Source organism: Bradyrhizobium sp. Pa8 (assembly GCF_052588265.1).
Map to the genome: position 1 here is coordinate 5,029,330 of NZ_CP176767.1, position 19,396 is coordinate 5,048,725.

Here is a 19,396-nt window from a genome sequence, read left to right on the forward strand (position 1 = left end):
TGTTGGCGCGATCGCGCACCTTTGGGATTCCTTGAGGGCAACTCGGATGGATGAAGTGATCAAGGCGAAGCGCCAACAGCAGAACGCGGGATCCAGCCTGCGCGCAATTACGATCCGTGGCGCGCGCGAGCACAACCTCAAGAATGTCGACGTCGAGATCCCCCGCGACAAGCTGGTGGTGTTCACGGGGCTGTCCGGCTCTGGCAAATCCTCGCTCGCCTTCGACACCATCTACGCCGAGGGCCAGCGCCGCTACGTCGAATCGCTGTCGGCCTATGCGCGGCAGTTCCTGGAGATGATGCAGAAGCCTGATGTCGACCAGATCGACGGCCTGTCGCCGGCGATCTCGATCGAACAGAAGACGACCTCGAAGAACCCGCGCTCGACCGTCGGCACCGTCACCGAGATCTACGACTACATGCGCCTGCTCTGGGCGCGCGTCGGCGTGCCCTATTCGCCCGCCACGGGCCTGCCGATCGAGAGCCAGACCGTCTCGCAGATGGTCGATCGCGTGCTGGCGCTGCCCGAAGGCACCCGCCTCTATCTGCTCGCCCCCGTCGTGCGGGGCCGCAAGGGCGAGTACCGCAAGGAGCTCGCCGAATGGCTCAAGAAGGGCTTTCAGCGCGTCAAGATCGACGGCACCTTCCATGAGCTCGCGGAGGCGCCGACGCTCGACAAGAAATTTCCGCACGACATCGACGTCGTGGTCGACCGCATCGTGGTGCGCGCCGACATCGGCCAGCGCCTCGCCGAAAGCTTTGAGACCGCGCTGAAGCTCGCGGAGGGCCTCGCCGTCGTCGAGTTCGCCGATGCGCCTGCGGCGGCCGCGCCCGTCGAGGAGAAGAAGAAGACCGCAAAAATCCACGACAAGAGCGGGCCCGAGCGCATCCTGTTCTCGGAAAAGTTCGCCTGCCCGGTGTCCGGCTTCACGATTCCGGAGATCGAGCCGCGCCTGTTCTCGTTCAACAATCCCTACGGGGCCTGCCCGGCCTGCGGCGGCCTCGGCGTCGAGCAGCATGTCGACGAGGACCTCGTCATCCCCGACAAGGAACTCGCCATCGGCAAGGGCGCGATCGCGCCCTGGGCCAAGTCGTCATCGCCATACTACGTGCAGACGCTGACCGCGCTCGGCAAGCACTACAAGTTCACGCTGACCACCAAATGGAAGGATCTGCCGAAGAAGACGCAGAACGCGATCCTCCTTGGCTCCGGCGAGGACGAGATCAAGTTCTCCTACGAGGACGGCGTCCGCTCCTACGACACCAAGAAGCCTTTCGAGGGCGTCATCACCAACATCAACCGCCGCTATCGCGAGACCGAGAGCGAGTGGGCGCGCGAGGAGCTCGCAAAATATTTCCACGACGTCCCCTGCGAGGGCTGCAAGGGTTTCCGGCTGAAGCCCGAGGCGCTCTGCGTCAAGATCGGCGGCAAGCATATCGGCGAGATCTCGGAGCTGTCGGTCAGGAAGGCCGGCGAATGGTTCGAGACCGTGCCCGAGGCGCTGAACACGCAGCAGAACGAGATCGCCGGCCGCATCCTCAAGGAGATTCGCGAGCGCCTCACCTTCCTGCTCGACGTCGGCCTCAACTACCTCACTTTGTCCCGCTCCTCCGGCACGCTGTCCGGCGGCGAGAGCCAGCGCATCCGCCTCGCCTCGCAGATCGGCTCGGGCCTGACGGGCGTGCTCTACGTGCTGGACGAGCCCTCGATCGGCCTGCACCAGCGCGACAACGCGCGCCTGCTCGACACCCTCAAGCGCCTGCGCGACCTCGGCAACACCGTGATCGTGGTCGAGCATGACGAGGACGCGATCCTGCTCGCCGATTACGTCCTCGACATCGGCCCCGGCGCCGGCATGCATGGCGGCAACATCGTCGCCGAAGGCACGCCCGCCGAGATCATGCGCAACCCGAAATCGCTCACCGGCAAATATCTGACCGGCGAGCTCGAGGTCGAGGTGCCGGAGCGGCGCCCGCCGAACCATCGCCGCACCATCAAGGTGGTCAACGCGCGCGGCAACAACCTCAAGAACGTCACGGCCGAAATTCCGCTCGGCCTGTTCACGGCCGTCACCGGCGTCTCCGGCGGCGGCAAGTCGACGCTGCTGATCGACACGCTCTACAAGGCCATCGCCCGCAAGCTGAACAACGCCAGCGAAGGCGCCGCGCCCCACGATCGCATCGAGGGTCTCGAGCACATCGACAAGATCATCGACATCGACCAGTCGCCGATCGGCCGCACCCCGCGCTCGAACCCTGCGACCTACACCGGCGCCTTCACGCCGATCCGCGAATGGTTCGCCGGCCTGCCCGAAGCGAAGGCGCGCGGCTACGAGCCCGGCCGCTTCTCCTTCAACGTCAAGGGCGGCCGCTGCGAGGCCTGCCAGGGCGACGGCGTCATCAAGATCGAGATGCACTTCCTGCCCGACGTCTACGTCACCTGCGACGTCTGCAAGGGCAAGCGCTACAACCGCGAGACGCTGGAGGTCCTGTTCAAGGGCAAGAGCATCGCCGACGTGCTCGACATGACCGTCGAGGAAGCCGCCGAGTTCTTCAAGGCGGTGCCGCGCGTGCGCGAGACCTTCCAGACCCTGCACCGCGTCGGCCTCGACTACATCCATGTCGGCCAGCAGGCCACGACCCTGTCGGGCGGCGAAGCCCAGCGCGTCAAGCTCGCCAAGGAGCTCTCAAAGCGCGCGACCGGCCGCACGCTCTACATCCTGGACGAGCCGACCACCGGCCTGCACTTCCACGACGTCAAGAAGCTGCTTGAGGTGCTGCACGAGCTGGTCGCGCAGGGCAACACGGTCGTCGTCATCGAGCACAATCTCGAAGTCATTAAGACCGCCGACTGGGTCATCGACCTCGGCCCCGAAGGCGGCGACGGCGGCGGCGAAATCGTCGCCTGGGGCCCGCCGGAAGACATCGCGAAGGCGCCGCGGAGCTACACGGGCAAGTTTTTGGAGCCGGTGCTGAAGAAGGCGCGGAAGCCGAAGCGGAGGAGCACCAGCGAGGCGGCGGAGTAGAATTCACTCCGCCTCGTCCGCGGGATCATCGGGGAAAGTCTGCAAGTGTCCGCGATGCCCAGCCGCACCTACATGCTCCTCCGCAAGGCAATCCTCGCCGAGCAGCAGGTAACCTGCATCTACGAGGGGCGCTATCGCGAGCTCTGCCCCCACATCATTGGCACCAACAAGATGGGCGAGGAAGCCGTGCTCGCCTGGCAATTTGGCGGCGAGAGCAGCGGACCGCTGCCGCAATGGCGATGCCTGAAGCTCGCCAATATCACCAACGCCCGCACGCGCGATGGCCCCTGGCACGAGGGCGGCTCTCACCGGACTACCCAGACCTGCGTCAGCAACATCGATCTCGACATCAATGTGCACGTGCGCAGGTCGCGGTGAACCCTGCTAGCTGCCAACAAATTCTATAACCGCCTCGCCTCGCGCGACGGCTTCGACAATTTGCGGCATGGCGTCCAAGAACTGGCGGGTCAGCGCGCGATTGTCGATATTGCCAACACGCACCCACAGCACGATCGGTCCCTGTTTCTTGGCAGCGCGGAGAAGCGAGAAGTCACGGTCCTTGGTTACGAGAACAGCCGATCGAGAAACGGCTTCGTTCCAGATCGCCCCGTCGGTCGCGTTTGCCATCCCGAGCTCGACCACGTGAACCGCATCGTATCCAGCACTACGTAAGGCTTCTGCAAGTGCAGGGGGAAGCTGAGCGTCGATCAGGTAAAGCAAACTACTTGACCGCTATGATCGGATGATCGACCTGACGGGCAGCATAGGCGAGCACCGCGTCGATGTCGGCCTCTTCCAAATATGGATAGTCTTCGAGGATGCTTTCCCGCGACTGTCCTGCGGACAGCAATCCCAGGACGTCGGCAACCGTGATCCGCAGATCGCGAATGCACGGGCGTCCATGCATACGCTGCGGATCGACGGTAATTCTTGCCAGTAGCTCCGACATCTGTCACCTCTGGACGCTAATATAGCATCTCCGATAGCATCTGTCAGCGCATCGCCAGCGGACAGGATGCGCAAGGTCCGCCCGGCACTTCCCCTCCTCCAATGCCCTACTCCCTCGCCATCTTCGATCTCGACGGCACGCTGGCCGACAGCTTTCCGTGGTTCCTGCGCACCATCAACGATGTCGCCGACCGCTTCAATTTTCGTCGCGTCGCGGATGACGAAATCGAAGCGCTGCGGCATGCCTCGTCGCGCGAGATCCTCGCCCGGCTCGAGGTGCCCTTGTGGAAGCTGCCGGCGATCGCGCGGCATGCGCGGCGGCTGAAGGCGGAGGCGGCGGCGGAGATTCCGCTGTTTGCGGGCGTTGAGACGATGCTGCGGACGCTGGCCGGGAACGGCGTGCAGCTCGCGCTGGTGACCTCGGACAGCGAGGCCAATGCGCGCGAGAAGCTCGGCGAGTCCGCCGCGCTGTTTGCACATTTCGACTGCGCGGCCTCGCTGTTCGGCAAGCCCGCGAAATTCCGCCGCGTGATCCGGCGCGCGGGCGTGGAGCCAGGCCGCGTGATCGCGATCGGCGACGAGGTCCGCGATATCGAGGCGGCGCGCGCGGTGGGGATTGCCTGCGGCGCGGTGAGTTGGGGTTACGCCGCGCCGGCGGCGCTGCAGGCGCTTGCGCCCGATCACATGTTCGCGCAGATGGATGAGATCGCAGACGTGGTCTGCCCGATTTCGCTCAAGGCCTGATCCGCAATCGGCACGCCCGGCCCAAGGAGACGGTGATGACACTCTCGGACGCAGCCCGCCTCAAACTCCTGGAGCCGCCGGTCGGCAAGGTGCGCGTAGTGCTCGACACCGACACCTACAACGAGATCGACGATCAGTTCGCGCTGGTGCAGCTGCTGCTGTCGAAGGACCGGTTCGACGTCGAGGCGATCTACGCCGCGCCGTTCTTCAACACACGCGCCGACAGTCCCGGCCACGGCATGGAGCTGAGCTACCAGGAAATCCTTCGCCTGCTGGAGCGCCTCAAAGTCGCGCCGGACGGCCTCGTCCATCGCGGCGTCACCGACTATGTCGGCCCCGGCAAGACGGCGCAGGCGGCGCCTGCCGTCGACGACCTCGTGGCCCGGGCGCGCGCAGGCTCCCCTGACAATCCGCTCTACGTCATTGCCATCGGCGCCATCAGCAATGTCGCCTCGGCGCTGCTCAAGGCGCCCGACATCATCGACCGCGTGGTGGTGGTCTGGCTTGGCGGTCACGCGCTGGAATGGCCGCACACGATCGAGTTCAATCTCAAGCAGGACGTCGGCGGCGCGCAGGTGCTGCTCGACAGCGGCGTGCCGCTCGTGCTCGTGCCATGCAAGGGCGTCACCTCGCACCTTCACAGCACGGTGCCGGAGATCGAGCGCTACGTCGAACCGCATGGCAGCATCGGCGCGTTCCTCGCCATGCGCTTCAAGGACTATTCGTCCGACCATCTGGGCTGGGCCAAGGAGATCTGGGACATGGCGCCGGTCGGCTGGCTTCTCAATCCCGATTGGGCGCCAAGCGTGATCATCCCGGCCCCGGTTCTCACGGATCAGATCACGTGGAGCGTCGACCGACGGCGGCATCCGATCCGATACGTGACCTATGTGGATCGCAACCCGATCCTGAAGGACTTTTTCCTGAAGTTGAAGGCATTTGCCGGATCGAAATAGACGCGACGCGCCCCCTACTCCGTCCTGCGCAAAAACGCCCCGAACGCGCGGGGCCCGTCGCCGGTCTTGACCTCGCCGATCACCTTCAACTCGGTGGCATCGATGATGCTTAATGTGTTGCTCTCCCAGCAGGCGACGATGACGCGCTTGCCGTCGGCGGTCGCATTGATGCCTTCGGGATAGTCGCCGACATTGATCCGTTTGACCGGCTTCAGCGTCGCCAGATCGAACACGCTGACGGTGCCGCCATATTGGTCGGTGACGAAGCCGCGCCCTTGCGTCAGCGCCACGGCATAGGGACGCATCCCGACAGGCACGCGGCCGATCTCTTGGCTCGCGGCGATGTCGATCACCGAGACGTCGTTGGAGCCGACATTAGCGGTGTAGGCGCGTTTTCCCTCGGCATCGATGGTGACGCCGAACGGACGGGTGCCGACCTTGATGGTCGCCCTGCGCTCACGCGTCGCGATATCCACCACCGAGACGCTGTCGTCGTCGCGGTCTGCTGAGAGCAGCAGCCTGCCGTCGGGCGTCACCGCTAGGCCTGACGGCGAGGCGCCGACCGCGATGCTGGCCGTGACGCTGCGCGAGGCCGTATCGATCACCCGCACCGCGGCCGCATACCAGTCCGCGACGTAGAGCGTCTTGCCATCGGGCGTCACGGCAATGCCGAGCGGCCCGCCGCCGACCTCGATCCGCCCTGAGACCTGCCGCGTTGCCGCGTCGACCACGGTCACCGCCTTGGCGTCGGGGCTTGTGACATAGGCAAAGCGTCCATCCGCGCTGACGGCCACGCCGGCCGGCTTGCCGCTGATCGGAATGGTGGCAACGCTGCGCGATGTCGCGAGGTCCACGACCATCAGATCGTCACTGAGCTGGTTGGTGACGAATGCCTCTTCGGCGGACGCGCTGCCAATGCTGGCAGCGCAAAGGCTGGCGGCGACTGCCGCCAGGACCCGCGACCGCACCGTCAGCTTCCGCTCTCGATCTTCTTCTTCAGCGCTTCGAGCCCAGCCTGATAAAGCCCCTTCACCGCTTTCACCGCGGCCTCGTCACTCAGCTCCGGCGGCGGATCGTTGTTGGGGAAGCCGCGGTAGAACGCGCCCGCCCATTCCAGCGTCGCGCCCTTGCCGTCGGCGCTCGGCGTCACCGTCAGCGTCGAGGAATAATTGGTGACCGGCAGCACCTTCACGTCCACCTTGGTGATCCGGTAGGAATAGGTCATCGCGGCAGCGTCGAACTTGTAGAGCTCCTCATCGACGGTGGCGCCTCCCGTCAGGGTCAGCCGCCGCGTCGCTTCGATCTCATTGCCCTTCTCGCCCTCGGTCTTGGTAACAGGCGGCAGCCAGCTCATGTCCTGGAAATTGCCGATCGCGGCCCATACCTTGGCCGGCGGCGCGTTGATCTCGATGGATTCGCGCACCTTCTGCCGGGTCGGCCCATGTGCCCAGGCCGGGCCAAACGCCGCCGTCAAAGCCACCGCGCCCGCGGCAGTCAGCACCGCGCCCATGACCATGCGCCGTCCAATCGTCACCCTCATCTCGTTTCCTCATGCGTCTCGTGGATCGTGCGCGACTTGAGGCGCGCTGGGATCATGGTAACGCATTTTGCGGCCGAGGGGAGACCTGTTCATGGCGGCGTTGCGGCGCGCGCTCGCGCGTCCCACAACCCGTTGCGCCGCCCGGCGGGCAAGACACCCAATGGGAGGGTCAACCGCACCGCGCAGAAGTAATTTCGGATTATCATATAGCGAGCCATCCCGCCCCGGGCCGAGGGGCGTTATCGCGATCGTCACGACACGCGGGATGGGACGTGGTGGACGCAGGCAGCGTCGGCGCGAAAGGTGGTTTGCAGGGCGGGCAACCGTGAGCGAACGCCGCGCGCGCACGACCGGTGCAGCCTGTGTGCGGTAAAACCGTGCCGTCCCGGCGCCCGGAGCCTGTGCGCCAAGTCTTGCGGTGATGTGGCGGCCCGACCGGGCCGCGCGCATCAGCCATCCGCAAGGCGACGGGGGCAATAGTGCATCGCTCCCCGGGGAGAGCTCGGCATAAGCCGTAAAACCACTGCGCAGGGAAGGCCGGATGTTTGGCTTCACCTGTATGCCGCTGTGGAAACTTCGTAGCGCAATTTCCGCACAGTGGACCGCGGGTGCCAGCCGGCACCCGGCCTTCCCTGCGCCCTCGGTACTTTTGGGGGCGGTGAATGCAGCAGAGCTCGGGCAGATCTTGCCGCGAGGATGCGAAACCGTGGGTGCGATCTGGATAGGATGCGAGATGAATTCAGCTCTCGTGCCTCGGACGCAGCGCAGCGCCCCTTCGGCGGTGCGCTGCAGAGCCGGGGCCCATGCTGCAGCGATTGCTAAGGCGAGTTGGTGCGCTACTGCCTCCACCCCGTCATTGCGAGCGCAGCGAAGCAATCCAGGCTGCTGCCGCGGAACTATTCTGGATTGCTTCGCTGCGCTCGCAATGACGACGGAGAGAGCGGGTGCCGGTAGCGTCCTCGCCTACTCCGCCAGTGTCGCCTCCACGAACCCGCGCGGATCGTCACAGAATTCGCGCATCACCCGGTAATGATCGGTCTGCTCCACCGTCGTCGGCTCCAGGCCGTATTTGCCCAACCGCAACAGTCTCGCGTTTGGATAGGCCATCAGCAGAGGCGCATGGGTTGCCATGATGACCTGGCAGATGCGGGACTCGTCCATGCGTCGCAAGAGCTTCAGGAATTCGATCTGACGCGCCGGCGACAGCGCCGATTCCGGCTCGTCGAAGATGAAGATGCCCTGGCGCTGGCAGCGCTCTTCGAAGAAGCGCAGAAAACCTTCGCCATGGGAATGCGACAGGAAGTCGGGGCCGGCCTGGCCGGCATCACGTGCGGCCTTGTCGAGATATCGCGCGACCGAGAAAAAACTCTCGGCGCGAAAAAACCAGCCATTGGTGATCTTCGGCAGCCAGCTTGCGCGCAAGGCCCTGGAAAGCTGGCCGCCCATCTTCTCCCGCGCTTCGGAATGGTCGACGGGCATGTAGCCCTTGCCTCCACCCGCATCGTCGTAGCCGGCAAGCGCTGCGATACCCTCGAGGATCGTCGACTTCCCGGTGCCATTCTCTCCGACGATGATCGTGATGGCGGCGTCGAAGCTGAGCTCGAAATCATCCGGAAAAATGGGCAGGCAAAACGGATAAGCCCCGCGATCGTGAACTTGCGACGGATCGAGCCAGACCCGCTTCAGATACGGCGCCGGCAGGTTGATCGTGCGATTGCTTCTTCGGCTCATGCCCGGCTTCCAACCCGTTCCGACCCATCTTTTGACAAGAACATATCAGGAACACAATCCTCACGAAAGCTGCATCTGAGAAACAACTGGAAACAAATTGAAACAAACCCGCCATCCGCCACCCGGGTGCGAATTAAGAAAACGTAGCTACGAGACAGTTGCCGGCATGAGGCCGGCTCCCACCTCGCGACCCCGGCAATGATTGACGGACGTCCGGGACCGTAAAGCCGCGAGGAGTGTGCGATGGTATCGACGTATTTCAGTTACAGCTACATCACGCGCAATCTCAAGCAGTCCCTGGCGCGGGTCGAACAGCAAACGGATGTCGCGCGCGAGGAGGCTTACTACAAAGCCAACATCGGCAAGGTGAAGACCGTCGACGATTTTATGAAGGACTATCGCCTGTATCATTACGCGATGAAGGCGTATGGCCTGGAAGACATGGCCTACGCCAAGGCCTTCATGAAAAAAGTGCTGGAGAGCGACCTCTCCGACTCAAAGAGTTTCGTCAACAAGCTGGTCGACAAGCGTTACCAGGAATTTGCCGCGGCATTCTCCTTCAATGGCAGTGCGACGCCAGTTGCGCAATCAGATCACCAAATCGATGAGATGATCGATCTGTACACGGCGACCAAGAAGAGCCAGGTCGATGCACTTGCCGACGACTCGAAATACTACAGCGCCGAAATCGGCAACATCAGCAGTGCAGACCAACTCCTGAACAACGACCGTCTTCGCAACTATGTCTATTCGGCATACGGGATCGATCAAAGCAAGTGGCCAGCTGACACGATAAGTCAGGTCTTGCGCAGCGATCCGTCCGATCCAAACAGCTACGTCAACACCACCTTCGCTTCTCAGTTGACTGGCCTCAACGCCCAGCTTGCTCAAGCCAAATCGGATGCCAGCGCCGCTGATCTAAAGATAACCGATTACAAGGCCCAACTATCGCAACCGGGCGCCGACGTGAACCAGTTGAACATCCAGATCCTGGTCGAAAAAAGTCACCTGGAGTCATATACGAAAAGCATTTCCAGCCTCGGCGACCAGATCACGACGATTGGCGGGTTCGTAGACCTGGCCGGCGCGTTCGAGTTTTCGTCCGACGGGTCGCTTCCGTCAGGCGTGTCCGCCCAGACTGCTGCAAACGTCACGATCACAAAACAGCGGTTCGACGACAGCAAGGCCGACGTCTATTCGGCGGCAAGCCCGCTTAACGAGGCCTTTGCAGTCAGGCAATTCAGAACGGCGATCCTCAAGATCAATTCAGTCCAGGCGTTCGTATCAACACCAGCCGTGTATGATTTTGCGCTGGGCGCCGTCGGCCTCGATCCCAAGGGGGTCTCGCAGGCCACGATCAAGGCTGTCCTCGAAAGCGACCTCAGTGACCCCAAGAGCTTCGTCTATACCCTCAAGGACAAGCGGTACGTACAGCTCGCACACGCTTTCAACTTCGATGCGAAAGGCAATCTGACGACCCCCTTGGTGGCTCAGGACTCGGCTGAAGTCGTCGAGATTGCGAGGAACTACGTCATTGCAGCGCTGAAACAGGCAAGCCCTCAGCAGCAGACGGCCGTCCGGGCACAAGCCACGAAAGATGCGACGGCTTATCAAGAGGCAATCGCAGGCATCGACAGCGTTTCCGACCTTCTCGCAAACAGGCCGATGGTCGATTTCATTCTCGTGGCCAAGGGTTTGGACCCTAAGAAGGTCAGCACCGATTTTTTCAAGAAGATCTTCGGCTCCGACCTGAACAACCCAAAGAGCTTCGCGAACACGCAGAGCGATCCTCGCTTTGCCGAAATCGTGGCGTCGTTCAACTTCGACAGCAAGGGTAACGTCGCGCGTCTCCCGATGATGGGTCCTCAGAAGAGAGATCAATTCCGGGAAACACAGGCGAACTATCTCCAGCAAAGTCTGGAGCAGCAGCAGGGGGATACGAATCCCGGCGTACGCCTTGCGCTCTATTTCCAGCGAAAGGCGGGAGAAATCACTTCCGCATACGACATCCTTGCCGACAAGGCTCTTTCGGAGGTGTTCAGGACCACCTTCGATTTGCCTGACTCGATGGCCTCGATGCAGATCGATCAGCAAGCCAAGGTCGTGGACAAATTCATGAAGATCAAGGATCTTTCCGATCCGGCGAAGGTTGAAAAACTGTTGAGCCGGTTCTCCGCCATGTATGACGTTAGAAACAGCCAGAGCATCGACCAGGGTCAATCTCCCTTGCTCAACCTCTTTCAAGGATCGGGCTCAGGCGTATCAGGGATAAGTGAATCCACGTTCTTGGCCATCGCCAAGCTACGTGCTCACTGATGATCGCTCGCCGATACTAGCCCAACACCTCGAGCAGCAGCTCCATGGTCATCAGCACGGGATTGTCGCCGCGGACCAACCGGCCTTCGGCGATGCCGCCAGTGTAGTCGATCAGGGCAATGTCGAGCGCCGCCTCCGGTGCGCCCGAACTGCCCAGTACGATCGTCCCCGCTGTCACGGCGAGCTCGGTCGCGAACGGCTCGGTCACCCCGCCATGGGTGAAGCGCGCGCCGATGGTCGAGCCAACGCCGCCATGAATCTTCGCGCCTGCGATGCCGTTAGCGCGGCAGAACGCTTCGAGGCAGCTGGCAAAATCCTGGTTGGGCCGCAGCCGCAGCGCGAAGGCGCGGCTTGTCGTACGCGCGCCGGTGCTCGCAGCGGGCACCGGCCCGAACAGCTTGAAATTGGTCTCGGGATCGGGCTCCGCGGTGAACATCGCACGGTCGATGCCGAACGCTTCGACCTCGAATGGCTCGGCGACAACCGTCTCGTCCGGCAGCATGTGGCCGCCGCCTGCCTTGCCGTCCGCCTCCGTCCAGAGCCCGTGGCAATGAAAGAACGGGGCGCCGTCGCGCATACCGAGCGTCATGCTGCCGAGTTTCGTCCGCGTCACGCCGCTGGGACGAAAAGTGTCACTGTAGAACGCTGCGTTCTCACCTGTCTTCGACAGCGCCGGCATCACATATGCGAATGGTCCGAGCGCAGCGCTGCCAAAATTCAGCACGCCACTGGCAAACCCCTCCGCCGCAAAACCACGCCGCGCGGCTTCGAGGAGCGGCAGACCTGCTTCGAGCCTAAACGAGAACGCGCGTCCGCTCGCCTCGACCCATTGGATGCGTTCGGCGACAGGCGAGCCCGGCTGCTTGATACTTCGCATCGCGTATGCTCAGCCCGCCTGCTTGTTGTCGAGATCGAGCAGCCCGCGCGCCTCGAGCTCGTCGCGCACCATGCGCTTCGGGATCTTGCCGTAGCCGGACTTCGGCAAGGCTTCCCAAAAGAAGAACCGCTTCGGCATCTTGTAGCGCGGCACCTTCGGCAGGAGGAACGCCGCCATCTCCGCTTCGCTCACCGGCTTCTCGCCTTCGCGCGCGACGCAGACGGCAACGCCGACCTCGCCCCAGGTCGCATCGGGCACGCCGAGCACGGCGACCTCGCCGACCGCGGGATGCGTCAAGATCTTCTCCTCGATCTCGCGCGGATAGATGTTGGACCCCCCGGAGATGTACATGTCGGAGGCGCGTCCCGTGATGTAGACGAACCCCTCCTCGTCCATGTGGCCGAGGTCGCCGGTGCGGAACCAGCCGTTGCGGAACGCCTTCGCATTGGCCTCGGGGTTGTCGTAGTAGCCGGCGAGCACGGCAGGCCCGATCACGCAGATCTCGCCGCTCTGGTTGGCGGCCAGCTCGCGGCCCTCGTCGTCCTGGATCGAGACCTGCATGGCCGTGCGCTCGAAGCCGCAGGTGCCGATCTTCGCGTAGGGCCCGTCCTCGGGATCATGCAGCGCCGCCGGCAGCACGGTGATGTTGCCGGTGACCTCGCCGAGGCCAAAATACTGCACGATGACCTTGCCGAGCTTTTTCAGCGCGGCCTTCTGGTCCTCGCGGTACATCGGCGCGCCGGCATAGATCACGTGACGCAGCAAGGAATGATCATATTTGTCGGCGGCGGGATGCTCGACCATCATCTTCAGGATCGTCGGCACCGTGAAGAGATTGCTGACCCGATGCGCCTCGATCAAGCGGAACGCGTCGTTGATGTCGAATTTCTCCGTCGGCAGCAGGACGGTGCACACGCCGCGGGCGGTCTGCACCAGCTGATGCACGCCGGCGCCATGCGACAGCGGCGCCACCACCAGCGACGCGTCCGCTTCCGTGACGCCGGGTGTGAGATCGGCGAGATGGTTGGTGACGACAAAACCCATCTGGCCGTGGGTCAGCACCGCGGCCTTGGAGCGGCCGGTGGTGCCGGAGGTGAAGAAGAACCAGCAGGGATCGTCGTGCTCGACGGCAACGTTCGCAACGCTTGCACCGGCCTGCGAGGCGATGGCTTCCGCCACCGACCGCTCGCCGAACGAGCCCTTGCCGTCGACGCTCCAGGTGAACTCCAGCGCACCGCCCTTCACGGCTGCAGCGTGCTCGGGAAAATCGACGTGGCACAGGAATGCCTTCGCGCCGGAGGCCTGCGCGAGATAGGTGACCTCATCAGGCATCAGGCGGAAATTGGTGGGCACCCAGACCGCACCAAGCCGGAACGCCGCGAACATCGAGAAGAACATCTCGTCGCCGTTCTTGGAATGGACGAGGATGCGGTCGCCCTTGGCGATGCCGCGCGCGGCGAGTGCGGCGGCCAGCGCCGAGACCTGCGCATCGATCTCGCGCCAGGTCCAGGATTTGTCACCCCAGACGAAGCCGGGGCGCGACCCATGCCGCCGCGCATTCTGGGTCAGCATGTGAGCGAGATTCATGACGCGGCGGGACATGCGCATGGGCTGCATCGGGCTTCCTCTTCGACGGCGGACGGCGCACGAGCCGCCCGCTCCTTGCAGCCCATTTATCGCCATCGAACGCGGCGTAGCAAGGCCGCCGGCCGCGCATCTGCCCTACGGCTGCTTGAACGCAAACGGCGTCACCGTGATGGCCTTCTCCTTCCAGCAGGCCTGCGCACCGAAACCGCCGCAATAGCTGCCGTGCAGATCGAAGCGAATGGTGCGCGCCGCGCCACGCTTCATCGGCGGCGGTAAAATCTTGTAGCTGCGGACATAGCCGTCGAACACGGGGCGCACGCTGCCATCGGGCAGAGTCACCAGGACGTTCATGACGCAGCCGCCGGTTCCGCAATAGGTCGTCTCGCGCTCCCCGCATTTGGTGTCGCGGAAATCGACGATGTAATCCTCACGGCCGTCCCCGCTCAGGTCGATCTTGCGCACGGTGTCCGGGGCGAAAGCCACCAGGCCACCATCCTGGCTGTCGCATTCCTCATTGGCGTAGCGCAACGCCTTCTGCACGGCGGGCGGATAGTCGGCCGGATTGAATGGTTTTGCATCATCGGCGCGCGCAGCGCCGGCGAGCAGTGTGAGCAGGAGGATCAGATATCGCATTCGCGTTTGTCGCCGGCGCAGCCGCGACTGTTCAGGGAATTTTAAACATGATCGGCGCAACCTCAGCCAGTTCTCGCGTACAGAGTGCCGCATCATGGTCAAAGCGCCCGCCTTCCTCCTGTTGTCGCTGGCGCTCGCCGGATGTGCCGTGGCGCCCCAGGCGCACCTCTCCGCCGACCCCGCCTTCAAGCCTGCGCGCTATGCCTGGGACGGCGCCGGCCAGGATCCCAACCAGCCACGTTCCGGGGCTCCGCGTACCACCCGCGCCGACGCCGGCTCCGAGCGCAGCAGGTCGCAAGCCGGACTTCAGCCCTATTCGAAGGAATGGTGGCAGGCCCAGGACGGCATCGAGGCCGAGCAGGACGCCAGGGTTACCCGCTCCCTCGTCATCTGCCAGGGTTGCCTCCGCCCGCAGCCGCAATCTGAAGATTCCAGGCTCGCCAAAGCGACCGATTGAACCGAGCGGCCGCTTCGTCGGTCCACAGAGATGCGCGCTGACGCCGGCCGCTCCGGCCCTGCGGTCGCACGTCATTATCTCAGGGACATTTCATGCTCACCCGTCGGACCTTCGTCGCCGCCTCTCTGCTTGCCACCGCCTCCCCTGCATTCGCCGTGATGCCTGTCTCCAGCGACCCCGTCGCGATCCTGACCGCCATCTACACGCGCGCAGCCAAGGGCAAAGGCGATGGCGGCGGCGCCTTCGTCATCGAGAACAAGGCGGCCAAAACAAAATATCTCTCGAGGGCGCTGGTCGCGCTGTGGGCCAAGGCGGATACGCATACGCCGAAGGGCGATGTCGGGCCGGTCGATTTCGATCCCGTCACCAACTCGCAGGAACCGGACGTGAAATCCTTCAAGATTGACGCTGAGAAGATGGAGGCCGACAAGGCGACGATCGCGGTGACCATCACCGGCCACCGCAACGACCGCAACCCCGCCGACCTGATCGTGCGTTATGACTTCGTGCGCGAGGCCAATAGCTGGCGGATCGACGACATCAAGGGCTCGTCCGACGGCGAGGCCTGGTCGATCCGCAAGATGCTGACGGACTCGTTGAAGACCTGACGGGAGACACCATGAGCGACGTCATCGATAACAAGGCCGATCATCGCTTCGAGCTGGAGGTGGAGAGCCATCTCGCGACCGAACACTACAAGCTCGACGGCAACGTCATCACCTTCGAGCATACCGACGTGCCGAAGGAGCTCGGCGGCAAGGGCGTCGGCTCGAAGCTGGTGCAAGGCGCGCTCGACCAGATCCGCGCGGCCGGCTTGAAACTGATCCCGCAATGTCCGTTCGTGAAGGCATGGATCGAGAAACATCCGGAGTATGCGGATTTGGTGAAGAGTTAAGCGAGCGCAGGCCCACCGAGTGCGCGGCGGGCTTGCTCAAATCTACCGCCTATTGCCCATGCTTCAGCAAATCCTGGTCACTCAGATCCCAGTCCTGCCACAGCTGGAGCACGCCGAGGATCACTGCCACCGCTCCCAGACTCGTATGGTAGATCCGGAGAAAACCTTCGCCGGAATACCCGAACAGATAGGGCGAGACGATGAGCCAGAGCCCGACCAGGATCGTCGCCACCTCCTGCCAGCGCTGCAACGCCACATATTCGAGCTGGCTGAGGCCGAATACGACGAGGCCGATCGCGACGGTGTTCAGGACCATCACCTGGTGTTCGACGACCGGCGCGTGATCCTGGATGGGGAACCACGGCGACGCGACAATCAGCGCGCCGAGCAGCATCCCGCACCAATCTTCCCACGTTCGATGAGTATTGAAGAAACTAAAGTCCGACATCGTACCCTCCTCCAAAAGAGGCATACGTCGGCGGCTGGCAATCATCACACTCCGAACGTCTAGCGACCCTGCCGGCCGCATTCGGGCGTATGTCCTGAAACAACACTTGGGGAACCGGGCGCACGTTTGCAAGACTGACCAGCGTTTCTTGAAACAGCGAGCCGATTATGGCTCACGCGTTAGCGCCCCGAGCTTCTGCAGTGCATCATGGGCGGATGGCAGCCCTGGACGCAATTCCAGCGCCTTCCGGAAATCGGCAATCGCTCCCTGCCTGTCGCCGAGGCGCAGCCTGGCCTGACCGCGGTTGTTCCAGGAGAACACGTCGGAGGGATCGTATTGCAGCGCCTTGTCGTAGTCGGCGAGGCCGCCCTTGTTGTCGCCCCGATAGAGCCGGATCATGCCGCGATTGCGCCAGCCGCGTGCGTCGGTCGGCGCGACGCGGATCGCCTCGCCGTAGTCGGCGGCGGCCCGGTCGAACTGCTCGCTGTCGCGATAGACGTTGCCGCGGTCGATATAGGCAATCAGATCCGGTGCCAGCTTGATCCGCATGCTGTAGTCGGCGAGCGCGTGCGCCGTGTCGTGCTTGCGGGCGTAGACGAAGCCGCGGTTGGCGTAGGCGGTGACATAGTTGGGATCGCGCTTGATCGCTGCGTCGAAATCGGCAATGGCGCCGTCGAGGTCGCCCTTGTTGAAACGGGACTCCCCGCGGTTGCTGTAGGCCAGCGCCAGCGACGGATCGAGCTTGATGGCCTGGTCGTATTCGGCGATGGCACGATCATAGTCGCGCTTGAAGCTGTAGACGCGGCCGCGATTGTTGTAGGCGCAGGCATAGCCGGGATCGAGCCGGACCGACTCATCGAGATCGGACAATGCGGCGTCGAGCTCGCGTTTCTCGGTGAGCCCATGGCCGCGATTGCAATAGGCGCCGGCGAGCCTCTGCCTGCTCTCGCTCCTGGTATCGATCACGGTCGAGCAGGCCTTGACCCGCTCGCCCGGCGTGCTGGCCAGCCCGACGCAGGCCTCCCAGGCCGGACCGCCTTCGGCCGCAGCCGGCACCGGCGCGGTCGAGGCGAGCGCCGCGAGCAGCGCCATGAGGCGGAGCGGGACACGCATTTTCTGGATATCTCCCCTGCGGCAACCTCCCTTGGTCGCACCTTGGCAAGGGCCGGTTCAGGCGCCTAGATCAGAGAACACGCAGCGCTTCGAAGGGATCTGGCATGGCGGTACGGGACAACAAGGACAGGAGTCGCTTCGAGCTCGATGCGGGCAACGAAATCGCCTTCGCCAATTACCGGCTGACGCCGTCGGCCGTGATCATCACCCATACCGAGACGCCGCGCGCGCTACGCGGCCGCGGCATTGCATCCGAGCTGGTCAAGGGCGCGCTGGACTTGATCCGCCGTGACGGCAAGAAGGTGATCGCCGGCTGCGGTTTCGTCGTCGACTATCTCGACAGGCATCCGGAGGAGGCAGACCTCGTCGCCTGAATGCAAAAGGGCCCGCGAGATCGCGGGCCCATGGCTTACGACCGAACAATCGGTCAGTGCTTGATCTCCGGCGGGAGCTTGCCGCCATTGGCGGCGAGCTTGGACATCACCTGCTTGTGCAGCCAGACGTTCATGCTCGCGGAATCGTTGGTGTCGCCGCTGTAGCCGAGCTCCTTGGCGAGATCCTTGCGCGCAGCGAGGCTGGAATCGATGTCGAGCGCCTTCATCAGGTCGACGATCGAAGTGCGCCACTCGAGCTTCTCGCCCTTGTGGGCGGCGACCGCCGCATCAACGATCGAAGCAACGTCCACTGTCGACGCGGGCGCGGCAGCAGGGGCCGATCCGCCCGGCGCGGCGCTGGCGGGCGCGCTGCCCGACGGTGGGCTGCCTGCGGGTGCAGCGGAAGCTGGGTGGCTGCCGAAGATCGCGCCCATGATTTTCCCGAAAATGCTCATGTCTTCTCCCCGAAAAGGATCCGTTGGAAGGGCCTTGAGTGGCACTTATAAACGAAGTCACTGCGTTGCGCCCGCGAAGTTCTGCGAACCGACAACCAGCATCAGCTTATCTGCGGCGAAATGACGACCGAATGACATCGTTGAGGTTGCGGTGCGGCATCGAATCTCAACCAAGCGTGTGGGACAGGACTCGGAAATGGGCGTACGCTCCACTGTCAGCTCGCGGTGACGTCCGGAACTCGCGTCTAGCCGGAATCGCGAAACTCAGAAAAGCGGCCGCTTGCGCCGTTGCCGGCGCCGAACTCGGCCGCATGGCAAGGGAGCTAGCGACCATGGCCACACTCTACCCGGGCAATGTCCCCACTGTGGCCCAGACCGCGGATGCGGCTGGACCGGTGATCCGAACCATCCAACTGTCCGATCTGCACGACGCGCTCCGGCGCGGCTGGGAAGATTTCAAGGCGGTACCGAGCCACGCAATCATCCTCTGCGTGATCTATCCGGTACTGGGGCTCGTGCTCGCCCGCGTGGTGATGGGCTATTCGGTGCTGCCGCTGTTGTTCCCGCTGGCCGCAGGCTTCGCGCTGATCGGCCCGTTCGCCGCGCTCGGTCTCTATGAGCTCTCCAGCCGGCGCGAACGTTATGAGGAGGCCAGCGCCTGGGATGCCATGGAGGTGCTGCGCTCGCCGTCGTTCGGCGCCATGCTCGGTCTCGGCACCCTGCTGCTCGCTCTGTTCGTGACCTGGGTTGCGACCGCTCAGGCGATCTATGTCGCGGCGTTCGGCTATGAGGGCGCGACCGGGATCTCTGATTTCATGACGCGCGTGCTGACGACCCAGCAAGGCTGGTGGCTGATCGTGGTCGGCTGCGGCACCGGCTTCCTGTTTGCGCTTGCCGCGCTCTGCATCAGCGCCGTGTCGTTCCCCTTGATGCTCGACCGCCATGCCGGCGCGTTTGAGGCGATGGTGACGTCGCTGCGCGTCGTCGCCAAGAACCCGGTGCCGATGGCGGCCTGGGGCCTGATCGTGGCGGCGCTGCTGGCGCTCGGCACGATTCCGGCGTTCCTTGGCCTTGCCGTGGTGATCCCCCTGCTCGGCCATGCCACCTGGCACCTCTACCGCAAGGTGATCGTCTCGGAGCCCGGTGCACGTCCGGTGCCTCCCCCGCCGCATCGCCCGCGCAAGCCGGCCGCCGACTTCCCCGCCAACCTCTTCCCCTGGCGGAATCGGACGGACGCCTGACGATATCGTGACATGAGATCCTGCCCGGGCTCGGCTCGGGCGGGATCGCGTGCTGT

21 protein-coding genes are annotated in these 19,396 nt (G+C 63.8%); 10 read left to right on the top strand and 11 right to left on the bottom strand.

Translation table 11 applies throughout. The features are described from left to right. Positions 1–46: 46 nt before the first annotated feature. Together uvrA and ACKWRH_RS23210 are read left to right on the top strand one after the other, a co-directional pair. Positions 47–3,025, top strand: a complete 2,979-nt coding sequence (gene uvrA / locus ACKWRH_RS23205; protein WP_445215401.1) for an excinuclease ABC subunit UvrA — start codon at positions 47–49, stop codon at positions 3,023–3,025. A 45-nt stretch (positions 3,026–3,070) separates the two neighbouring features. Continuing rightward, on the top strand, positions 3,071–3,403 hold the full coding sequence (locus ACKWRH_RS23210; protein WP_445215402.1) for a hypothetical protein: 333 nt from the start codon (positions 3,071–3,073) through the stop codon (positions 3,401–3,403). A gap of 6 nt (positions 3,404–3,409) precedes the next feature. Here the strand turns inward: ACKWRH_RS23210 and ACKWRH_RS23215 are convergent, their stop codons facing one another. Continuing rightward, complete coding sequence (locus ACKWRH_RS23215) at positions 3,410–3,745, bottom strand: DUF5615 family PIN-like protein (RefSeq protein ID WP_445215403.1); 336 nt, start codon at positions 3,743–3,745, stop codon at positions 3,410–3,412. A gap of 1 nt (position 3,746) precedes the next feature. Further along, a complete protein-coding gene (locus tag ACKWRH_RS23220) occupies positions 3,747–3,974 on the bottom strand; it encodes a DUF433 domain-containing protein (protein WP_071913684.1) in 228 nt (75 codons plus the stop codon). A 101-nt stretch (positions 3,975–4,075) separates the two neighbouring features. Here ACKWRH_RS23220 and ACKWRH_RS23225 point away from each other — a divergent pair, with 101 nt between their 5' ends. Together ACKWRH_RS23225 and ACKWRH_RS23230 are read left to right on the top strand one after the other, a co-directional pair. Beyond that, on the top strand, positions 4,076–4,717 hold the full coding sequence (locus ACKWRH_RS23225) for an HAD-IA family hydrolase (protein WP_445215404.1): 642 nt from the start codon (positions 4,076–4,078) through the stop codon (positions 4,715–4,717). Positions 4,718–4,752: 35 nt separating this feature from the next. Beyond that, positions 4,753–5,673, top strand: coding sequence for a nucleoside hydrolase (locus ACKWRH_RS23230; RefSeq protein ID WP_445215405.1), 921 nt, complete (start codon positions 4,753–4,755; stop codon positions 5,671–5,673). Between the two features lie 14 nt (positions 5,674–5,687). On the opposite strand, the gene ACKWRH_RS23235 is transcribed toward ACKWRH_RS23230, so the two are convergent. The 3 genes from ACKWRH_RS23235 to ACKWRH_RS23245 form a co-directional block, all read right to left on the bottom strand. Further along, positions 5,688–6,641 (bottom strand): YVTN family beta-propeller repeat protein, encoded by a 954-nt coding sequence (locus ACKWRH_RS23235; RefSeq protein ID WP_445215406.1) that lies wholly within the window; start codon positions 6,639–6,641, stop codon positions 5,688–5,690. Positions 6,642–6,643: 2 nt separating this feature from the next. Continuing rightward, a complete protein-coding gene (locus ACKWRH_RS23240) occupies positions 6,644–7,213 on the bottom strand; it encodes an SRPBCC family protein (RefSeq protein WP_063983150.1) in 570 nt (189 codons plus the stop codon). A gap of 963 nt (positions 7,214–8,176) precedes the next feature. Beyond that, entirely contained in the window at positions 8,177–8,944 is a 768-nt protein-coding gene (locus ACKWRH_RS23245; RefSeq protein ID WP_445215407.1) for an AAA family ATPase, read from the bottom strand. Between the two features lie 243 nt (positions 8,945–9,187). Here ACKWRH_RS23245 and ACKWRH_RS23250 point away from each other — a divergent pair, with 243 nt between their 5' ends. Then, positions 9,188–11,260, top strand: coding sequence for a DUF1217 domain-containing protein (locus tag ACKWRH_RS23250; RefSeq protein ID WP_445215408.1), 2,073 nt, complete (start codon positions 9,188–9,190; stop codon positions 11,258–11,260). Between the two features lie 16 nt (positions 11,261–11,276). Here the strand turns inward: ACKWRH_RS23250 and ACKWRH_RS23255 are convergent, their stop codons facing one another. The 3 genes from ACKWRH_RS23255 to ACKWRH_RS23265 all read right to left on the bottom strand — a co-directional run bounded on the left by ACKWRH_RS23255 (position 11,277) and on the right by ACKWRH_RS23265 (position 14,357). After that, positions 11,277–12,137, bottom strand: a complete 861-nt coding sequence (locus ACKWRH_RS23255) for a PCC domain-containing protein (RefSeq protein ID WP_445215409.1) — start codon at positions 12,135–12,137, stop codon at positions 11,277–11,279. Between the two features lie 9 nt (positions 12,138–12,146). After that, complete coding sequence (locus tag ACKWRH_RS23260) at positions 12,147–13,754, bottom strand: acyl-CoA synthetase (RefSeq protein ID WP_445215410.1); 1,608 nt, start codon at positions 13,752–13,754, stop codon at positions 12,147–12,149. Between the two features lie 105 nt (positions 13,755–13,859). After that, complete coding sequence (locus ACKWRH_RS23265) at positions 13,860–14,357, bottom strand: hypothetical protein (protein ID WP_445215411.1); 498 nt, start codon at positions 14,355–14,357, stop codon at positions 13,860–13,862. A 94-nt stretch (positions 14,358–14,451) separates the two neighbouring features. On the opposite strand from ACKWRH_RS23265, the gene ACKWRH_RS23270 reads away from it, so the two are divergent. The 3 genes from ACKWRH_RS23270 (at position 14,452) to ACKWRH_RS23280 (ending at position 15,709) form a co-directional block, all read left to right on the top strand. Further along, positions 14,452–14,814 (top strand): hypothetical protein, encoded by a 363-nt coding sequence (locus tag ACKWRH_RS23270; protein ID WP_445215412.1) that lies wholly within the window; start codon positions 14,452–14,454, stop codon positions 14,812–14,814. Between the two features lie 92 nt (positions 14,815–14,906). Then, positions 14,907–15,422, top strand: a complete 516-nt coding sequence (locus tag ACKWRH_RS23275) for a DUF3828 domain-containing protein (RefSeq protein WP_445215413.1) — start codon at positions 14,907–14,909, stop codon at positions 15,420–15,422. A gap of 11 nt (positions 15,423–15,433) precedes the next feature. Then, the gene (locus tag ACKWRH_RS23280) at positions 15,434–15,709 is read left to right on the top strand and encodes a GNAT family N-acetyltransferase (protein ID WP_445215414.1); all 276 of its coding nucleotides are present in this window, start codon (positions 15,434–15,436) and stop codon (positions 15,707–15,709) included. A gap of 49 nt (positions 15,710–15,758) precedes the next feature. On the opposite strand, the gene ACKWRH_RS23285 is transcribed toward ACKWRH_RS23280, so the two are convergent. Together ACKWRH_RS23285 and ACKWRH_RS23290 are read right to left on the bottom strand one after the other, a co-directional pair. Next, the gene (locus ACKWRH_RS23285; RefSeq protein ID WP_445215415.1) at positions 15,759–16,157 is read right to left on the bottom strand and encodes an SPW repeat protein; all 399 of its coding nucleotides are present in this window, start codon (positions 16,155–16,157) and stop codon (positions 15,759–15,761) included. Between the two features lie 165 nt (positions 16,158–16,322). Continuing rightward, the gene (locus ACKWRH_RS23290) at positions 16,323–17,270 is read right to left on the bottom strand and encodes a tetratricopeptide repeat protein (RefSeq protein WP_445215416.1); all 948 of its coding nucleotides are present in this window, start codon (positions 17,268–17,270) and stop codon (positions 16,323–16,325) included. Positions 17,271–17,374: 104 nt separating this feature from the next. Here ACKWRH_RS23290 and ACKWRH_RS23295 point away from each other — a divergent pair, with 104 nt between their 5' ends. Then, on the top strand, positions 17,375–17,644 hold the full coding sequence (locus ACKWRH_RS23295; protein WP_014495087.1) for a GNAT family N-acetyltransferase: 270 nt from the start codon (positions 17,375–17,377) through the stop codon (positions 17,642–17,644). Between the two features lie 53 nt (positions 17,645–17,697). On the opposite strand, the gene ACKWRH_RS23300 is transcribed toward ACKWRH_RS23295, so the two are convergent. Then, positions 17,698–18,099 carry a DUF3597 domain-containing protein gene (locus tag ACKWRH_RS23300; protein ID WP_445215417.1) on the bottom strand — a complete coding sequence of 134 codons (402 nt, stop codon included), beginning with the start codon at positions 18,097–18,099 and terminating at the stop codon, positions 17,698–17,700. Positions 18,100–18,431: 332 nt separating this feature from the next. Between ACKWRH_RS23300 and ACKWRH_RS23305 the strand changes: the two genes are divergently transcribed. Then, positions 18,432–19,340, top strand: a complete 909-nt coding sequence (locus ACKWRH_RS23305; RefSeq protein ID WP_445215418.1) for a DUF2189 domain-containing protein — start codon at positions 18,432–18,434, stop codon at positions 19,338–19,340. The last annotated feature ends 56 nt before the right edge of the window (positions 19,341–19,396 follow it).

Bases quoted from the DNA above. Each gene is read 5' to 3' on its own strand.
- uvrA (WP_445215401.1), top strand. From the start codon at position 47: ATGGATGAAGTGATCAAGGCGAAGCGCCAACAGCAGAACGCGGGATCC.
- ACKWRH_RS23220 (WP_071913684.1), bottom strand. From the start codon at position 3,974: ATGTCGGAGCTACTGGCAAGAATTACCGTCGATCCGCAGCGTATGCAT.
- ACKWRH_RS23225 (WP_445215404.1), top strand. From the start codon at position 4,076: ATGCCCTACTCCCTCGCCATCTTCGATCTCGACGGCACGCTGGCCGAC.
- ACKWRH_RS23230 (WP_445215405.1), top strand. From the start codon at position 4,753: ATGACACTCTCGGACGCAGCCCGCCTCAAACTCCTGGAGCCGCCGGTC.
- ACKWRH_RS23240 (WP_063983150.1), bottom strand. From the start codon at position 7,213: ATGAGGGTGACGATTGGACGGCGCATGGTCATGGGCGCGGTGCTGACT.
- ACKWRH_RS23245 (WP_445215407.1), bottom strand. From the start codon at position 8,944: ATGAGCCGAAGAAGCAATCGCACGATCAACCTGCCGGCGCCGTATCTG.
- ACKWRH_RS23250 (WP_445215408.1), top strand. From the start codon at position 9,188: ATGGTATCGACGTATTTCAGTTACAGCTACATCACGCGCAATCTCAAG.
- ACKWRH_RS23255 (WP_445215409.1), bottom strand. From the start codon at position 12,137: ATGCGAAGTATCAAGCAGCCGGGCTCGCCTGTCGCCGAACGCATCCAA.
- ACKWRH_RS23260 (WP_445215410.1), bottom strand. From the start codon at position 13,754: ATGCAGCCCATGCGCATGTCCCGCCGCGTCATGAATCTCGCTCACATG.
- ACKWRH_RS23265 (WP_445215411.1), bottom strand. From the start codon at position 14,357: ATGCGATATCTGATCCTCCTGCTCACACTGCTCGCCGGCGCTGCGCGC.
- ACKWRH_RS23270 (WP_445215412.1), top strand. From the start codon at position 14,452: ATGGTCAAAGCGCCCGCCTTCCTCCTGTTGTCGCTGGCGCTCGCCGGA.
- ACKWRH_RS23275 (WP_445215413.1), top strand. From the start codon at position 14,907: ATGCTCACCCGTCGGACCTTCGTCGCCGCCTCTCTGCTTGCCACCGCC.
- ACKWRH_RS23280 (WP_445215414.1), top strand. From the start codon at position 15,434: ATGAGCGACGTCATCGATAACAAGGCCGATCATCGCTTCGAGCTGGAG.
- ACKWRH_RS23285 (WP_445215415.1), bottom strand. From the start codon at position 16,157: ATGTCGGACTTTAGTTTCTTCAATACTCATCGAACGTGGGAAGATTGG.
- ACKWRH_RS23290 (WP_445215416.1), bottom strand. From the start codon at position 17,270: ATGCGTGTCCCGCTCCGCCTCATGGCGCTGCTCGCGGCGCTCGCCTCG.
- ACKWRH_RS23295 (WP_014495087.1), top strand. From the start codon at position 17,375: ATGGCGGTACGGGACAACAAGGACAGGAGTCGCTTCGAGCTCGATGCG.
- ACKWRH_RS23300 (WP_445215417.1), bottom strand. From the start codon at position 18,099: ATGAGCATTTTCGGGAAAATCATGGGCGCGATCTTCGGCAGCCACCCA.
- ACKWRH_RS23305 (WP_445215418.1), top strand. From the start codon at position 18,432: ATGGCCACACTCTACCCGGGCAATGTCCCCACTGTGGCCCAGACCGCG.